This window comes from Nocardioides sp. 1609 (genome assembly GCF_004522105.1).
In the GTDB taxonomy this organism is placed as follows: domain Bacteria; phylum Actinomycetota; class Actinomycetes; order Propionibacteriales; family Nocardioidaceae; genus Nocardioides.
Genome location: NZ_SPUJ01000006.1, coordinates 1 through 15,240, shown reverse-complemented (window position 1 = coordinate 15,240; position 15,240 = coordinate 1). Strand labels below are relative to the sequence as shown.

Here is a 15,240-nt window from a genome sequence, read left to right as displayed (position 1 = left end):
ACCCCCGGCCCGCCCGACAGCCTGCCCGACAGCCCGCCCGACAGAAGGAGCCCACGATGAGCACCACCAGCATCGACCGACCCGCGGTCGACCCCGCGGACACGACGCAGGACGTCGCCATCCAGGTCCGCGGCGTGCGCAAGTCCTACGGCGACCGGGAGGTGCTGCGCGGCATCGACCTCGCGGTCCGACCCGGCGAGTTCTTCGGCATCCTCGGCCCCAACGGCGCCGGCAAGACCACCCTGATCGAGATCATCGAGGGGCTGCGCCGGCCCGACAGCGGGGACGTCGAGGTGCTCGGCGCCTCGCCGCACCGGCGCCGCTCGGGCCTGCTGCGCCGCGTCGGCGTCCAGACCCAGAAGGGCGCCTTCTTCACCCGGCTCACCGCCCGCGAGCACCTGCTCACGATGGCCTCGCTGTACCGCGTGTCGCCGGGCCAGGCCGACCGCACCCTCGCGCTCGTCGGCCTGACCGGGCAGGGCGGCGTCCGGGTCGAGAAGCTCTCCGGCGGGCAGAAGCAGCGCCTGGCCATCGCCGGCGCCCTGGTGCACGAGCCGGACGTGATCTTCCTCGACGAGCCGACCGCCGCCCTCGACCCCCAGGCGCGACGCGACCTGTGGACGGTGCTGCGCGACCTGCGCGCCCAGGGCCGCACCATCATCTACACCACCCACCACCTCGACGAGGCCGAGGCGCTGTGCGACCGCGTCGCCATCCTGGTCGCCGGCGAGATCCGGGCCCTCGACACCCCGCACCTGCTGAAGGCGTCGAGCCACGGCCTGGGCCAGGTGCGCGTGCCGGTCGGCCGGCTCGACCCCGCCCGCGGCGCCGACCTGGTCGGCGTCGTCGGGATCCGCACCGAGGGCGGCGCGCTCGTGCTCGAGACCGAGCGGCCCAGCGACGTCCTGCTGCAGGTCAGCGAGATCTGCGCCCTCGACGGCGTCGAGACCCGCACCCCCAACCTCGAGGACGTCTACCTCGAGCTGACCGCAGACCAGCCCGAGCACACCAGCCAGCACACCAGCGAGCACCCCAGCCAGCACGAGGAGGCCGTCCGATGAGCACCGCCACCCTGGATCCCGACACCACGACCGGCACGTCCGGCGAGGGCCCGACCCGGGTCTTCCCGACCCTGGTCTCCGCGCACCGCCGCGCGGCCGCGCGCGACGTCACCACGATCTTCTTCACCTTCGCGTTCCCGCTGATCTTCCTGCTGCTCTTCGGGTCGATCTTCAGCGGCCAGGACGTCGAGGAGTCCGGCAAGAGCTACATCCAGTACATCGCACCGGGCGTGCTCACCTGGGGCGTCGCGAACGCCGCGGTCTTCTCGATCGCCTTCGCGCTCATGCAGTGGCGCGAGAGCGACCTGCTGCGCATCATCCGGATGACGCCGACCCGGGTCGGCACGCTGCTCTCCTCGAAGCTCGCGATCGCGCTCGTCATCGCCCTGGTGCAGACCGCGCTGTTCGTCGGCGTCGCGATGGTCCCGTTCTTCGGGCTCCGCCCCGCGGCCTCCTCGTGGGAGGCCCTGCCGCTGCTGGCCCTGGGCGTCGTGACGTTCTTCGCGCTCGGCGCCGTGATCGGCTCGGTGACCAACACCGCCGAGTCGGTGGCCGCCGTCAGCAACGTCATCATGCTGCCGATGGCGTTCCTGTCGGGCTCGTTCTTCCCGCTCGACATGATGCCGGACTGGCTGCAGAAGGTGGCGCAGGTCTTCCCGCTCTACTACCTCAACGACGGGGTCGGCCACGCGCTCAACGGCACCGGCTCGACGTCCGACGTCCTGCTCTCGCTGGGCGTGCTGGCCGGCTTCGCGGTCGTCTTCGCCGCGGTCGCCGTCAAGGTCTTCAGGTGGAGCAATGACTGAGCTGCTGGAGCCGCCGACCGCCGGGGTCGCCACGCTCCCCGTCGACGAGGTCGTCGCAGCGTTGCGGGCCCGGCTCGTCGCGCCCGACGGCGGGCCGGTCGGCGTGGTGGCCCTCGGTGCCCGCGGTGTCCAGGACGACCCCGCGGACGCCGTCCGCGCGCCGGCGCTGGTGCACGTCACCGGGGAGGCCGTGCTGGTCGGGCCCTGGGGCGACGCCGACGGCGCGTGCGGCCAGTGCCTCGGGATCCGGTGGCAGCGCCTGCGCACCCGGTCCGAGCGCGAGGCGCTCGAGCACGGCAAGGTGCCGGAGCCGCTCGGCAGCTGGCCCGTCCTCACCGACTTCCTCGTCGCCGCCGTCCAGGCCCAGGTCTCGCTCGCGCGGGTCCGGGGGCCGGAGCCGTCGCCGTGGGGATCGGGGTGGCAGCGCCCCGCCGACCTCCGGCAGCGCCAGGTGACGCGGATCGACCTCGAGACGCTGGGCCTGCTCACCGTGCCGGTGCTGCGGGAGCCGACCTGTCCGTCGTGCGGCCCCGACGGCGTCGACGACCCGCTGGCGGCCGGCGACCTCGCCGAGCAGCCCAAGCCGCGACCCGACGTCTACCGCACCCGCGGCATCGACGACCTCGACCTGCCCTCGGCGGCCCTGGCCAACCCCGTCGCGGGGGTGATCGGCACCAAGACGTGGCTCAACCACCTCTCGCCGACCACCGCCCCGGTCGCCGGCGGCGGGTTCGTCCGCGGGTACGCCGGCCTGGTCGACGTCACGTGGAGCGGCCAGGGCGCGTCGTACGACCGCAGCCGCACCCTGGCCTTCGTCGAGGGCCTCGAGCGCTACGCCGGCACCCACCGGCGCCACGGCCGCGAGGTCGTGGTGGCGTCGTACGACGACGTGCGCGACCACGCGGTGCACCCGCTGTCGTGCGGCGACTACGACCCGGCGACCTACGCCGAGGAGTCGCTCCTCGACCCGTTCGACCCCTCCCGCCCGATCCCGTGGGTCTGGGGCCGGTCGCTCACCCACGACCGGGCGGTCCTGGTGCCGTCCCGGCTCGTCTACTACAGCGCCGGCGTTGCGGCCGACAACTTCGTCTTCGAGTGCTCCAACGGCTGCGCCACCGGCAGCAGCCGCGAGGAGGCGACCCTCTTCGGGCTGCTCGAGCTGCTGGAGCGCGACGCGTTCCTGCTCGCCTGGTACGGCGGCCTCGACCTGCCGCGGATCGACCTCGACGACCTCGACGACCCGCGGATCAGCGCGATGCGCGCCCGCGCCGCGCTGCTCGGCTACGACCTGCACGTGCTCGACAACCGGATCGACATCGACGTCCCGGTGATCACCAGCGTGGCCGTGCGGCCGGACGGGTCGATGGGCACGCTGTCGCTGGCGGCCGGGGCGAGCCTCGACCCTCGCGAGGCGGTCGAGGCGGCCCTGTCGGAGACCCTCACCTACCTGCCGCACCTGCCGAACCAGGCGCGGGAGGGTGAGGTCGAGCTGCGCGCGATGATGGCCGACTACGGGCTGGTGCGCCACCTCACCGACCACGCCCGGATGTTCGGGATGCCCGAGATGGGCGTCCACACCCAGCGCTACGTCGCGCCCCGGTCGAGCACCACGTTCGGCGCCGCCTTCGGCGGCCACCTCGACCGGGCCGGGCGCAGCGACCTGCGCGAGGACGTCGCGGACGTCGTCGACCGGATCGCCGCGGCCGGTCACGAGGTGGTGGTGGTCGACCAGACCTCGCCCGAGCAGGCAGCGGCCGGGCTGCACACCGTCGCCACGCTCGCGCCCGGGCTGCTGCCGATCGACTTCGGCTGGAACCGGCAGCGCGCCCTGCGCATGCCGCGGCTGCGCACGGCCCCGGCCCGCGCCGGTCTCGTCGACCACGTCCTGACCGACGAGGAGCTGGTGCGGGTCCCGCACCCCTTCCCCTGACCGACCGCACCACCCAGCACGGCCCCCGGCTCCTCGCCGGGGGCCGTGCTCGTGCGCCGGGGCGGTGGCGCCGTCGGCTCGGCCGGCCGCCGCCGCGCCGCCCCCACCCGTGCAATTGCCGCAGATTGCTCGGCTCGTCGCCGCGGAGCTGGCCAGATCGCGGCAATTGCGCGCCACCGCAACCATCTCGCCCCCGCCCGCGCAATTGCCGCAGATTGCTCAGCTCGTCGCCGCGGAACTGGCCAGATCGCGGCAATTGCATCGCTCCGCCGCCACCACCACGTCGTCGTCCGCGCAGGAAAAATGCCACGAAGGGCCTGTCCCGTAGGACAGGCCCTTCGTGCGTGGAGACTCGACTCAGGCCGAGCAGCTCGTGGTCGAGGTCGTCGACGAGCAGGTAGAGGTCGAGGAGGAGCTGGTGCAGCCCGCGAGGACCATCTCGGCGTCGTCGGCGTAGTCGGCGATCTCGAAGGTGTCGGCCTCGAGGGCGACGAGCTCGCGGTTCAGGGAGTTGTTGATCATGTCGATTCTCCTTCAGGTGATGTTCCCGGTGTTCCGGGTTGTCGTTCTGACAAGGAGTACGTTGCCGGGTCGGGCGTGCAGGTCCGGTGCAGGTGCGGGGCAGCCCGCGGGCAGCGCGGACACACGCCGATGACCGGCCTGTGTCAGGTCGGTGTCACCGTGGCGAGCCCGCGCACGGCGGCCGTGAGGGCGTCCGTGCCGGTCCGGATCGCCACCTCGGCGTCCGGCGCGAAGCGCGGCGAGTGGTTGGGGACCTGGGCGGCGAGCCGCGCTCCGGCGTCGCCCTCGACCGCGGCCCAGTCGGCGGTCGCGACGCTGCCGAGCATCCAGTAGACGAGGCGCACGTCGGGGCACCCGTGCAGGTCGGCGCCGGCGCCGCCGAGCACGCCGACGTCCTCGGTCGCCATCGACGGCACCCAGCCGATCACGGCGCCCGCCCCGAGCGCCTCGCGCTGCGCGGCGGCGACGGCGCGGGCGGTGGCCGGGTCGCTGGCGGTGACCTCCGAGGCGGCGGTCCGGACGACGTCCGGTGCGGTCGGGTACCCGGAGGCGTCGGCCTCGGCCCGCACGATCCGGCGGACGGCGGCCTCGAGCCGGTCGAGCGCCGCGGTCGTCATCGCGCGCACCGAGACCTCGAAGCCGACACCCTCGGGCACGACGTTCGCCGGCGCGGGCGCGTCGAAGCCGCCGACGGACACGACCGCCGGCTCGGCCGGCCCCGTCTCGCCGGCCACGAGGGCCTGGAGCCGGAGCACGATCGCGGACGCCGTCACGACGGGGCTGAGCGTGCCGGTGCCGCCGGCGGCGTGGCCCCCGGTGCCGTGCAGGGTGACCTGCAGGGTGCGGCTGCCGGCCAGGAGCGGTCCGGCGCCGTGCGCGACGTACCCGGCCGGGAACGGCGCGAGGTGCTGGGCGAGGAGGACGTCGGGCCGCCACCGGTCGTAGACGCCGTCGGCCGCCATCGCCCGCGCGCCCGACAGGGTCTCCTCGGCGGGCTGGAGCAGCACCAGCACGGTGCCGGACCACGACGCCCGGTCGGCGGCCAGCTCGCTCGCCGCCGCGACGACGCACGTGAGGTGGAGGTCGTGGCCGCACGCGTGCATCACGCCCGGCTGCTCGCTCGACCAGGACACCCCGGTCTCCTCGGTCACCGGGAGCGCGTCGAGCTCCGCGCGCAGCGCCACCACCGGGCCCGGGCCGTTCGCGAGCGCGGCCACGACACCGTGACCGCCGACGCCGGTCCGGACGTCGAGGCCGGCGTCCCCGAGCAGCGCGGCCAGGGTCGCGGCCGTGCGTTCCTCGTGCCCCGACAGCTCGGGGTGGCGGTGCAGCAGCTGGTAGAGCTCGAACGGCTTCGGCGACGGCATGGCGTGATCCTGCCCGACCCGGTGCACGGGTCACCCGGTCGCGTCTGGGAGCGTGACGAGCGTGGTTGACCTCGAGCGCACCCGGGACCTGTTCATGGTGGCCGCCATCTTCGGCACCTTCGGCTTCGCCTGGGCCGGGTGGGCGCAGGAGGCACCCCCGCCGCGGCTGCGAGCGTTGCTCGGCGCGCTCGGGGCGGCCTCGCTGCTGGTCGGGGTCGCCGGCGGGCTGCTCGCCTGGCAGAACTGGGACGAGCCGTCGTCGTTCTCCGGTGCCGACGACGGCATCCGGTTCGGGATCGTCGTCGGCGTCGAGGTGGTGCTGTGCCTGGTGGGCTCGGCGGTGCTCGCCGCCCGCAGGCGGACCGGCCTGGTCGCGGCCTGGGTGTCGCTGGTCGTCGGCGTCCACTTCGTGCCGCTGGTGTTCCTCTTCGACAACCAGACGCTGCTCGTCCCGGCCGCCGCGATGGTGGTGTCGGCGGTCCTGGCCTGGCGCCGCGCTCCCGCGGTCGGGTCCCCCGACGGTGCCGGACGGCTGGCGGCGAGCGCCGTCACGGGCCTGGTGAACGCGCCCGTGCTGCTGCTCACCGCCGCGGCCAACCTGGTGCTCGGCCTCGCCTCGTCGTGATCCACGGGGCCCTCGTGGTGCGATCACCACCTGATCGGGTGGGCGCCGCGGTGCCCGCCCCGACGTAGCGTGGCGGCATGACCGAATCGAACACCCATTCGACCGACGACGTCCTCGGCGGCGAGCAGCCCGGCACCACGGAGAAGGACCCCCAGGACTGGGCCACCGGCGACGAGCCGATGACCGGGGCCCAGCGCAGCTACCTCGACACCCTGGCGCGCGAGGCCGGCGAGACGATCTCGGCCGACCTCACCAAGGCCGAGGCGTCCGAGCACATCGACCGCCTGCAGGCGGCGACGGGTCGCGGCGCCGACTCCTGATCAAGCGAACTTCGAGAAAGTTCGGCGATTCTGCTGCACACGCCGCTCGGCATGTCGTATTCTTCACCTCAGAAGCCCGCTGGAGACCCGAGACTCCGGCGGGCTTCTTCTATTTCCCGGCACCGCCCGGTCCTCCCGGGTGTCTCGGATGGCCGTCACGGACCGTGCCGGGCGGCCGGAGGGGTGGCGCGGCCCGCACGATGGCGGCGGCCGGCACCCACGTCTGTCGGACGTACGGTCCGTCCTGTCGGGCCGGGGTCCCGACCGAGGCGGTGACGACCCACCCCTCCCACGTGCCGTCGCGGGCCCGGCGCCAGCCGAGCAGCAGCCCCGGCGAGCGGCGGTCGCCCCACACCTCGACGCCCGTCACCCACACGTGCTCGGCGCGGGGGTGCAGCATGGGAGAAGAATAGAACGTGTGTTCGACCGTGGCGACCGCGGCGGCGACCCCGGCGGCTGCCACCTGTGCGGGTGGGTGCGTCCGGGGCCGACGCGCGGCACCGTGGGACCCGACGCCGGCGCCGCCGGTGCGGACCGACCAGGAGCTGCATCACCATGGGCGACACCTCAGACCTCGCCGGGTCCGACCGGCGCCCGCCGTTCCTGGCCAGCGTCGGCGGCTTCCTCCGCCCCGGTCGTGACACCGCCCGTGAGGGCGCCGCCGGCAGCACCCTCCTGGCGGGCGTCGCCGGCGCGGCGGTGCTGGTCGCCGTCGTCGTCGCGCGCCGCCGCTCCCGCTAGGACCGGACGGCGCTCGCGACCGTCGCCGCCTCGGGCTCGGCGGCGGCCTGCGGTCCGGTGACGACGTGCGTGCGGGCCTTGACGACCGGCACGAAGACCGCGACCAGCGCGGCGAGCGCCGAGGTCACGACCAGGACCGTGAAGCCGTTGGTGTAGCCGGCCTCGACCGGCAGGCCGTCGGGCCGCGCGTTGGCGGTCACGACGCTGGCCAGCACGGCGCTGCCGAGCGCGCCGCCCACCGTGCGGATGTTGGCGTTCATCCCGCTGGCGACCCCGGTCTGCGACTGGGGCACGGCGTCGACGATCAGGTTCGACAGCGCTGCGAACGCGAGCCCGAACGCGAGGCCGAGGAGGGTCGTCTCGGCGACGACCAGCCACAGGTGGTCGTGGGCGACGACGAGGCCGAGCGTGCCGATCGAGGTGAGCGTCGCCCCGGCCACCAGCACCGCCTTCGAGCCGAAGCGCGCCGCGAGCCGGCCCGAGAAGATGCCGGCCAGGAAGGTCGCGACGGTCTGCGGCAGGAGCAGCAGGCCCGACTGGGTCACCGTGGCACCGAAGCCGTAGCCGGTGAGCTCGGGGGTCTGCAGGAACTGGGGGAGGAAGGCGAACATCGAGTACATCCCCATGCCGAACAGCAGGGCGACGAGGTTGACGGTCCAGACCGTGGGGATCCGCATCATCCGCATGTCGATGAGCGGGCTGTCGCTGCGCGCCTCGGCCCACACCCACACGGGCAGCGCGACGGCGGTCGCGACGAAGAGCCCGATGGTCACCGGTGAGGCCCAGCCCCAGCTGTGCCCCTGGCTCACGGCGAGCAGCAGGGTGACCAGCCACGTCGACATGAGCAGCGCGCTCGTGACGTTGATCCGGCCGGGCGTGCGCTCGGGGGACTCCGGCACGTACAGGTGGGCGGCCAGCGCGGCGAGCACGGTCATGATCATCGGCAGCCAGAACAGCCAGTGGTAGCTGAGCGCGTCGACGATCGGGCCGGCCAGCACCAGGCCGAAGCCGCCGCCGACGGCCAGCAGCGCCGCCGACGTCCCGACGGCCCCGGCGACCTTGTCGCGCGGGAACTCGTCGCGGATGATCCCGAAGGTCAGCGGCAGGACGCCGCCGCCGATGCCCTGGATCGCCCGCGCCACGATGAGCACGCCGATCGAGGGGGCCAGCGCGGCCAGCAGCGAGCCGACGGCGAGGGCGGACAGGGCGAAGACGAGCATCCGCTCCTTGCCGACCTTATCGCCGATCCGGCCGATGATCGGCGTGCAGACCGACGCCGAGAGCAGGTAGGCGGTGAGCACCCACGTGACCGTCGCCTGGTCGGTGTCGAGCGCCGCCTCGATGGTCGGGAGCACCGGGTTGACCATCGACTGCAGCAGCGAGAACGCCGCCACGCCGGCGCAGAGGACCACGAAGGTCACCCGGTAGTCGGTGCGCTGGTGCGTGCCTGCCATGGAGGAGTCCTGTCGGTGGTCGTGCCGGTAGCGACGTCTCGTCGACGTGGCGAGCGCGCAACCCGTTGCAGCAACGGTGGCCGCGGTCTTGTTCCGAGGCACCGGTCACACCCGCGGTGGCGGACGCCGCCGTCCCACCCGGCCGGGCGGGCGCGTCGGGGTGAGCCGTGGCTGCGGCGGGCGTCGCTAGCGTCGACCGGACAGGTCCGACGACGCGCGAGGAGCGAGACGATGAGCACCGACGAGACGACCCGACTGGCCGACATGGTGAAGGACATCCCGATCGCGATGCTCACCACGCACGACGCGCACGGCCAGCTCGTGGCCCGGCCGATGAGCCACCAGCAGGTCGAGGACGACGTCGACCTGTGGTTCCTCACCCGCCGCGACGCGCACCTGGTGGCCGAGATCGCCGCCGACCCCCGGGTCGGGGTCACCCTGACCGGCAGCAGCACGTGGGTCTCCCTGCGCGGCGAGGCCTTCGTGGTCGACGACCGCGCCAAGGTCGAGGAGCTGTGGTCGACCGGCGCCGAGGCGTGGCTCCCCGAGGGCCCGGACAGCCCCGAGGTGGCGCTGGTGCGGGTCCGGGCCGACGGCGGCGAGTACTGGGACGCCCCCGGCGGCCGGGTGCTGACCGCGATCAGCTTCGCGAAGTCCAAGCTGACCGGGTCGACCACCGACCTCGGCGACAACGCCACCGTCGACCTCTGAGCCGACTTCTGAGCCGACCTCTGGGCCGACCTCTGGGCCGACCTCTGGGCCGACCTCTGGGCCGACCTCCGCGGTGACGGACGGACCGACCCGGCCGATCAGGCGCCGGCGACCACCCGGGCGACGTCCTGGTCGCCCTCGTTGAACGTGATGATCCGGCCGGTGCTGGCCGCCCGCTCGGTGACCACCGACGCGATCACCCGGGCGACGGTGGCGCGCGGGACCTCGCGCCCCTCGGTGTCGTCGGTGGTGATGCCACCCTCGGGTCCGTCGGTGAGGGTGCTGGGCCGCAGGATCGTCCACGGGACCGGGGCCGCCTCGAGGTGGGCGTCGGCCGCCGACTTGGCCTCGGCGTAGGTGAAGAACCCGTTGTCGGGCGAGACGCCGTGGTCGGGGCCCGCGCCGAAGTACGACACCATCACCAGGTGCTGGACGCCGGCCCCGGCCGCCGCGTCGACGGTCCGGATCGCGGCGTCCCGGTCGACGGCGTAGGTCCGCTCCGGGCTGCCGCCCCCGGCGCCGGCCGACCACACGACGGCGTCGAAGCCCGAGACGAGATCGGTGATGCCGGCGGTGTCGAGGTTCTCGACGTCGCTCACGGTGACGGAGGCGCCGGTGGCCCGCACGTCGTCGGCGTGGTCGGGGTTGCGGACGACGCCGGTGACGGCGTGGCCCTCCTCGACCAGCAGCCGCTCCGCGAGCAGGGCGATCTTTCCGTGCGCTCCGATGACGAGTACCTGGGCCACGTCGGCTCCTTCGTTCGAGGGGGTCGTGCTGTTGCTGTCACCCGGCCCAACGACGAGTCGGGCGGTCCTGTTCCGACCCGGTGCCCCCCGCGCGGGCGGTCACCGCCGGAGGAAGGCCAGCAGCGCCGCGTTGAACTCGTCGGCGTGGCTGACGTTGCAGCCGTGCGGTGCGGCGGTGAGGACGACGAGCTCGCTGTCGGCGATCGCCTCGTGGGTGCGCTGCCCGGAGCCCTCGAACGGCACCGTGGCGTCGCTGTCCCCGTGGATGACCAGGGTCGGGACGGTGACGGCCGGGAGGTCGTCGCGGAAGTCGGTGCCACCGAAGGCGTCCATGCACCCCAGGGCCGCCTCCTGGTCGGACCGACGCGCCAGGGTCAGGGCCTCCTGGCGCTGCTCCTCGCTGACCGCGAGCTCGCCGTCGACCGAGTAGAAGTCGGTGACGAAGCCGTCCAGGAAGCCGTCACGGTCCTCCTCGAGCTGCGAGCGCATGCCGGCGGCGGCCTCCTCGGGGAGCGGGCCGTCGGGGTTGTCGTCGGACTTCAGCAGGTACGGCGGCACGGCCGCGGCGAACACCACGCTGTGGAGCCGGTCGGTGCCGTACGTCCTGACGTAGCGCGCGACCTCCCCGCCGCCCATCGAGAAGCCGACCAGCGTGACGTCGGTGAGGTCGAGCTCGGTGAGCACGTTGTCGAGGTCGCCGGCCAGGGCGTCGTAGTCGTAGGAGTCGCCGGGGTCGGACCTCCCGAAGCCGCGCCGGTCGTAGACGACGACCCGGTAGCCGGCGTCGGTCAGCGCGGGCACCTGCTCGCTCCAGGACTCGCTCGAGAGCGGCCATCCGTGGATGAGCACGACGGGCCGGCCCTCGCCGCCGCCGTCCTTGACGTAGAGCCCGTGGTCGCCGGTGGAGGAGGTCGTGTCGGAGGTCATGTGGGTCCTTCGAGGTCGGGTGCCGGAGCCGATCGGCCCCTCCCGTCTTGGTACCGGTCCGGCGGCCGCTCCCGGTCACCCCGGCGGGTGACCCCGAGCCGCCACCGGCCGTGGGGGAGACTGGGCGCCGCCGCACCTCGCCCGGAGGTCGGGGAGAGGCAGCCTGTGCAGACGGAACCCACCGACGACAAGGCCTCCGTCGACGCGCCGGCCGAGGACCGGGTCACCGGGCGCGAGACCCGCAAGCCGGTCCGGGTCGCGGCGATGGCGGCGTGGAGCCTGCTGGTCGTGGTGTGGTCCGCGACCGTGGGGATCCCGAACGACGCGCTCACGGTGCTCATCACCCTCTGGCTGGGCACGATCGCGTGGAACGTCGAGGCCCCGTGGCGCCGCCACCTCGGCTTCCTGCGCGACTGGTCGATCCCGGCGCTGCTGCTCACGGTCTACTTCTTCAGCCGGGGGTGGATCGACGAGTTCGACATCACCGTGCACTGGACGATGCCGATCGACGTCGACCGCTGGATGTTCGGCGGCACCACCCCGACCGAGACGCTCCAGGCCGCCTGGTGCGGGGAGCCGTGTCGCCTGGACGCGCCCACCCAGTGGTTCGAGGTCCTCTTCACGACCGTCTACGCGACGCACTTCCTCGTCGGGCTGATCCTCGCGGTGCTCCTGTGGGCGCGGAACCGGACCGAGTGGCTGGTCTGGATGCGCCGCTACATCGGCCTCAACTTCGGCGGCCTCCTCATCTACATGGCCTACCCGATGGCGCCGCCGTGGATGGCGTCGCAGGAGGGCTACATGGGCGAGGTCACCCGGCTCACCTCCCGAGGGTGGGGCGAGCTCGGCGTCCATCGCGCGAACGTCGTCCTGAACGGCGTGGGCAACCCGGTCGCCGCCATGCCGTCGCTGCACGCCGGCACCGCGATCCTGGTCGCCTGCTACGGGATCTGGCGGCTGCGCAGCCCGTGGCGCTGGCTGCTGCTGGTCTACCCCGCGCTGATGTGCGTCGCGCTGGTCTACTTCGCCGAGCACTACGTGATCGACCTGATCGCCGGCGGCGCGCTCGCGGTGCTGGTGATGGTCCTGGCCTCGGCCTGGGAACGCCGCCAGGCCCGCCGTGCGGCCGTGCCGCCCGAGCCGGCGGACGTCCCGGCGGGGTAGTCCGGGACGACCGGCCCCTCGTCCCGCGAGGGGTCTCGGGGCCGGTCGTCGGGGAGGACCGCGTCCGCGTGCCGCTCAGCCGGTCCGGCGGCGCGAGCGCCGTAGCAGCCAGGCACCGAGGACGAGGCTGCTGATGGCCATCAGCGTGAGCGGGGCGATCCGCGCATCCGAACCGGTGTCCGGCAGGTCCGGGCCCTCGGGGTCCCCCGAATCGGAGGGGCCGCCGTCGTCGGGGTCGCCGTCGTCCGGGCCGCTGTCGTCGGCCGGGAGGACGCGGACGGGCGTGCCGTCGGCGTTGTTGCCGGCGACCGGGTCGGCCGTCGTCGAGACGGCCGTGGCCTCGTTGACCACGGTCGCCGGCCCGTCGTCCACGGCGTTGCCCGCTACCTCGGCGGTCAGGGTGACCCGGACGACCTGGTCGGCCGCGAGGTCGCCGAGGTCACAGGTGACGACGGCCCGGCCAGCAGTGATCGAGCACGTGCCCCGCGGCACGGCGGTCGCCGAGACCACGGTCATGCCCTCGGGCAGGTCGTCGGTGACGACCACGTCGGCGGCGATCGACGGGCCGGCGTTCGTCACGGTGATCCGGTAGTCGAGCCGGTCGCCGGCGGTGACCTCGGCGGCGAGCGCCTCCTTGGCGACCTGGACGTCGGCACCCTGGACCGGCCCGGTCGTGACGGTGGCTTCGTTGTCGCCCGGCTCCGGGTCGGTCTCCTCGCCCGGGGTGATGGTGGCGGTGTTGGTCATGGGTCCCGTGGCGTCAGGAGCGACGGTGCCCTCGACGGTGACGACGGCGGTCGCACCAGGGGCGAGGTCGGCGACTTCGCAGGTGACCGTGCCGGTCGCGACCCGGCAGGTCGTGCCGCTCGTGGCGCTGGCCCGCGGGTTGCGCACGACGGCGTCGAGCGGGTCGGTCACGACGGCGCGGGTGGCGGTCGAGGGGCCGTTGTTGGTGACCGTGATCGTGAAGGTGACCGGTCCACCGGCCAGCGGCGCCTCGGGGGTGACCTCCTTGGCGACGGCGAGGTCGGCGACCGGGCTGACCGGGTCGGTCGCGGTCGCGGTGTTGTCGTCCGGGTCGGTCTCGGTGGCGCTCGACCCGACCTGCGCCGTGTTGACGAGCTCACCCCGGAAGCCCGGGGTGAGCCGGCCGCCGACCACGACGGTCGCGGTCTCGTCAACCGCAAGGTCGGCCAGTCGGCAGGTGACGACACCGTCGGTGACGGTGCAGGTCGAGCCGGCCGGGCCGGTGACGGTCGCACCGGTGACCGACGCAGGCAGCTCGTCGGTGACGACGACGTCGCGGGCCGTCGAGGGACCGTCGTTGGTGGCCTCGAGCGTCCAGGAGACGAGGGCACCCGGGACGGCCGTGGCGACCAGCTTCTTGGTGATCGACAGGTCGACGTAGCCCTCGGTGCTGCCGGTGGCCGTCGAGGTGTCGTCACCCGGGGTGACGTCCGTGGGCGAGACCACCGTGGCGGTGTTGTCGAGGGCTCCGGAGTAGGTGGCCGGCACGGCTGCGGTGATCGTCAACGAGACGGTTCCGTCAGGACCCGCTGCGAGGTCGCCGAGGTCGCAGGTGACGACGTTGGCGGGGGTGACGGTGCAGGCGCCGGCGGGGGCGCCGGTGACGGCGACGTCGTCCAGCTCGTCGAGGAGGTCGTCGGTGACGACGACGTCGCGGGCGACCGAGGGGCCGGCGTTGGTGACGGTGACGTTCCAGGTGACGGGCTGGCCGGGCACGATCGCGCCGCTGGTGCGGGTCTTGGTGATGGCGACGGCGGCGGCGGGCTCGGCGGTGCCGGGTGACGTCGCCTCGTTGTTGGCCGGGGTGGTGTCGGTCGGTGACGTGACGGACGCGGTGTTGTCGAGGCGGCCGGTGTAGCCGGAGGGCACCTGGGCGGTGATGGTGATCGTCACCGTGCCGGCCGCGCCGGATGCCGGGAGGTCGCCGAGGTCGCAGGTGGCGACGTTGGCGGGGGTGACGGTGCAGGCGTCGGCGGGGGCGCCGGTGACCTCGACGTCGGTGAGGTCGTCGAGGAGGTCGTCGGTGAGGACGACGTCGCGGGCGACCGAGGGGCCGGCGTTGGTGACGGTGACGTTCCAGGTGACGGGCCGGCCGGGGATGACGGGGCCGCTGGTGCGGGTCTTGGTGACCGTGACGTCGGCCTGGGGCTGGGCGGTGCCGGTGGAGGTCGCGGTGTTGTTGTCGGGGGTGGTGTCGGTCGGTGAGGTCAGGCTCGCGGTGTTGTCGAGGCGGCCGGTGTAGCCGGAGGGCACCTGGGCGGTGATGGTGATTCTCACCGTGCCGGCCGCGCCGGAGGCCGGGAGGTCGCCGAGGGTGCACGTGACGACGTTGGCGGTGGTGACGGTGCAGGCGCCGGCGGGGCCGCCGGTGACGGCGACGTCGGTGAGGTCGTCGAGGAGGTCGTCGGTGAGGACGACGTCGCGGGCGACCGAGGGGCCGGCGTTGGTGACGGTGACGTTCCAGGTGACGGGCTGGCCGGGGACGATCGCGCCGCTGGTGCGGGTCTTGGTGATGGCGACGTCGGCCTGCGGGGCCGCGGTGCCGGTGGAGGTCGACTGGTTGTTGTCGGGGGTGGTGTCGGTCGGTGAGGTGACGGACGCGGTGTTGTCGACCGCGCCGGTGTAGTCGGCGGGGAGGTCACCGGTGATGGTGAGGGTGACGGTGCTGCCGGGGCCGGATGCCGGAACCTGGCCGAGGTCGCAGGTGGCGACGTTGGCGGGGGTGACGGTGCAGGCCCCGGCGGGGGCGCCGGTGACGGCGACGTTGTCCAGCTCGTCGAGGAGGTCGTCGGTGAGGACGACGTCGCGGGCGACCGAGGGGCCGGCGTTGGTGACGGTG

The 15,240-nt window shown here is 73.8% G+C and carries 15 protein-coding genes; 8 read left to right on the top strand and 7 right to left on the bottom strand.

Annotated features, from left to right (window positions below):
• Positions 1 to 56: 56 nt before the first annotated feature.
• Genes E4623_RS16990 through E4623_RS16980 form a run of 3 tightly spaced genes read left to right on the top strand, consistent with a single transcriptional unit; the run spans position 57 to position 3,797 of the window.
• Positions 57 to 1,061 carry an ABC transporter ATP-binding protein gene (locus E4623_RS16990; protein WP_134767770.1) on the top strand — a complete coding sequence of 335 codons (1,005 nt, stop codon included), beginning with the start codon at positions 57 to 59 and terminating at the stop codon, positions 1,059 to 1,061.
• Positions 1,058 to 1,867, top strand: coding sequence for an ABC transporter permease (locus E4623_RS16985; protein WP_134767769.1), 810 nt, complete (start codon positions 1,058 to 1,060; stop codon positions 1,865 to 1,867). The genes E4623_RS16990 and E4623_RS16985 overlap by 4 nt, the downstream gene beginning before the upstream one ends.
• The gene (locus tag E4623_RS16980; RefSeq protein ID WP_134767768.1) at positions 1,860 to 3,797 is read left to right on the top strand and encodes a TOMM precursor leader peptide-binding protein; all 1,938 of its coding nucleotides are present in this window, start codon (positions 1,860 to 1,862) and stop codon (positions 3,795 to 3,797) included. The genes E4623_RS16985 and E4623_RS16980 overlap by 8 nt, the downstream gene beginning before the upstream one ends.
• A 357-nt stretch (positions 3,798 to 4,154) precedes the next feature.
• On the opposite strand, the gene E4623_RS16970 is transcribed toward E4623_RS16980, so the two are convergent.
• Together E4623_RS16970 and E4623_RS16965 are read right to left on the bottom strand one after the other, a co-directional pair.
• On the bottom strand, positions 4,155 to 4,319 hold the full coding sequence (locus tag E4623_RS16970) for a thiazolylpeptide-type bacteriocin (RefSeq protein WP_134767766.1): 165 nt from the start codon (positions 4,317 to 4,319) through the stop codon (positions 4,155 to 4,157).
• Between the two features lie 143 nt (positions 4,320 to 4,462).
• Entirely contained in the window at positions 4,463 to 5,686 is a 1,224-nt protein-coding gene (locus E4623_RS16965) for an amidohydrolase (RefSeq protein WP_134767765.1), read from the bottom strand.
• A 61-nt stretch (positions 5,687 to 5,747) separates the two neighbouring features.
• Here E4623_RS16965 and E4623_RS16960 point away from each other — a divergent pair, with 61 nt between their 5' ends.
• Entirely contained in the window at positions 5,748 to 6,311 is a 564-nt protein-coding gene (locus E4623_RS16960) for a hypothetical protein (protein ID WP_134767764.1), read from the top strand.
• A gap of 77 nt (positions 6,312 to 6,388) precedes the next feature.
• Entirely contained in the window at positions 6,389 to 6,631 is a 243-nt protein-coding gene (locus E4623_RS16955) for a DUF3072 domain-containing protein (protein ID WP_134767763.1), read from the top strand.
• Positions 6,632 to 6,740: 109 nt separating this feature from the next.
• On the opposite strand, the gene E4623_RS16950 is transcribed toward E4623_RS16955, so the two are convergent.
• Positions 6,741 to 7,031: a hypothetical protein gene (locus E4623_RS16950; RefSeq protein WP_134767762.1), complete on the bottom strand. Its 291-nt coding sequence runs from the start codon at positions 7,029 to 7,031 to the stop codon at positions 6,741 to 6,743.
• Positions 7,032 to 7,186: 155 nt separating this feature from the next.
• On the opposite strand from E4623_RS16950, the gene E4623_RS16945 reads away from it, so the two are divergent.
• Positions 7,187 to 7,372 carry a hypothetical protein gene (locus tag E4623_RS16945; protein WP_134767761.1) on the top strand — a complete coding sequence of 62 codons (186 nt, stop codon included), beginning with the start codon at positions 7,187 to 7,189 and terminating at the stop codon, positions 7,370 to 7,372.
• Here E4623_RS16945 and E4623_RS16940 read toward each other — a convergent pair.
• The gene (locus E4623_RS16940; protein ID WP_134767760.1) at positions 7,369 to 8,826 is read right to left on the bottom strand and encodes an MFS transporter; all 1,458 of its coding nucleotides are present in this window, start codon (positions 8,824 to 8,826) and stop codon (positions 7,369 to 7,371) included. The genes E4623_RS16945 and E4623_RS16940 overlap by 4 nt on opposite strands.
• Before the next feature lie 231 nt (positions 8,827 to 9,057).
• Between E4623_RS16940 and E4623_RS16935 the strand changes: the two genes are divergently transcribed.
• Positions 9,058 to 9,537 carry a pyridoxamine 5'-phosphate oxidase family protein gene (locus tag E4623_RS16935; protein ID WP_134767759.1) on the top strand — a complete coding sequence of 160 codons (480 nt, stop codon included), beginning with the start codon at positions 9,058 to 9,060 and terminating at the stop codon, positions 9,535 to 9,537.
• 98 nt (positions 9,538 to 9,635) lie between these two features.
• Here the strand turns inward: E4623_RS16935 and E4623_RS16930 are convergent, their stop codons facing one another.
• Positions 9,636 to 10,283: an SDR family oxidoreductase gene (locus E4623_RS16930; RefSeq protein WP_134767758.1), complete on the bottom strand. Its 648-nt coding sequence runs from the start codon at positions 10,281 to 10,283 to the stop codon at positions 9,636 to 9,638.
• 99 nt (positions 10,284 to 10,382) lie between these two features.
• Positions 10,383 to 11,210 (bottom strand): alpha/beta hydrolase, encoded by an 828-nt coding sequence (locus E4623_RS16925; protein WP_134767757.1) that lies wholly within the window; start codon positions 11,208 to 11,210, stop codon positions 10,383 to 10,385.
• Positions 11,211 to 11,375: 165 nt separating this feature from the next.
• Between E4623_RS16925 and E4623_RS16920 the strand changes: the two genes are divergently transcribed.
• Positions 11,376 to 12,374: a phosphatase PAP2 family protein gene (locus tag E4623_RS16920; RefSeq protein WP_134767756.1), complete on the top strand. Its 999-nt coding sequence runs from the start codon at positions 11,376 to 11,378 to the stop codon at positions 12,372 to 12,374.
• Positions 12,375 to 12,449: 75 nt separating this feature from the next.
• On the opposite strand, the gene E4623_RS23370 is transcribed toward E4623_RS16920, so the two are convergent.
• Positions 12,450 to 15,240: DUF11 domain-containing protein (locus tag E4623_RS23370; protein ID WP_134767755.1), on the bottom strand; the 2,791-nt coding region annotated here is incomplete at its 5' end.

Excerpts from the sequence above, each read along its gene's own strand:
- E4623_RS16990 (WP_134767770.1), top strand. The coding sequence starts at position 57 with ATGAGCACCACCAGCATCGACCGACCCGCGGTCGACCCCGCGGACACG.
- E4623_RS16985 (WP_134767769.1), top strand. The coding sequence starts at position 1,058 with ATGAGCACCGCCACCCTGGATCCCGACACCACGACCGGCACGTCCGGC.
- E4623_RS16980 (WP_134767768.1), top strand. The coding sequence starts at position 1,860 with ATGACTGAGCTGCTGGAGCCGCCGACCGCCGGGGTCGCCACGCTCCCC.
- E4623_RS16970 (WP_134767766.1), bottom strand. The coding sequence starts at position 4,319 with ATGATCAACAACTCCCTGAACCGCGAGCTCGTCGCCCTCGAGGCCGAC.
- E4623_RS16965 (WP_134767765.1), bottom strand. The coding sequence starts at position 5,686 with ATGCCGTCGCCGAAGCCGTTCGAGCTCTACCAGCTGCTGCACCGCCAC.
- E4623_RS16955 (WP_134767763.1), top strand. The coding sequence starts at position 6,389 with ATGACCGAATCGAACACCCATTCGACCGACGACGTCCTCGGCGGCGAG.
- E4623_RS16950 (WP_134767762.1), bottom strand. The coding sequence starts at position 7,031 with ATGCTGCACCCCCGCGCCGAGCACGTGTGGGTGACGGGCGTCGAGGTG.
- E4623_RS16945 (WP_134767761.1), top strand. The coding sequence starts at position 7,187 with ATGGGCGACACCTCAGACCTCGCCGGGTCCGACCGGCGCCCGCCGTTC.
- E4623_RS16940 (WP_134767760.1), bottom strand. The coding sequence starts at position 8,826 with ATGGCAGGCACGCACCAGCGCACCGACTACCGGGTGACCTTCGTGGTC.
- E4623_RS16935 (WP_134767759.1), top strand. The coding sequence starts at position 9,058 with ATGAGCACCGACGAGACGACCCGACTGGCCGACATGGTGAAGGACATC.
- E4623_RS16925 (WP_134767757.1), bottom strand. The coding sequence starts at position 11,210 with ATGACCTCCGACACGACCTCCTCCACCGGCGACCACGGGCTCTACGTC.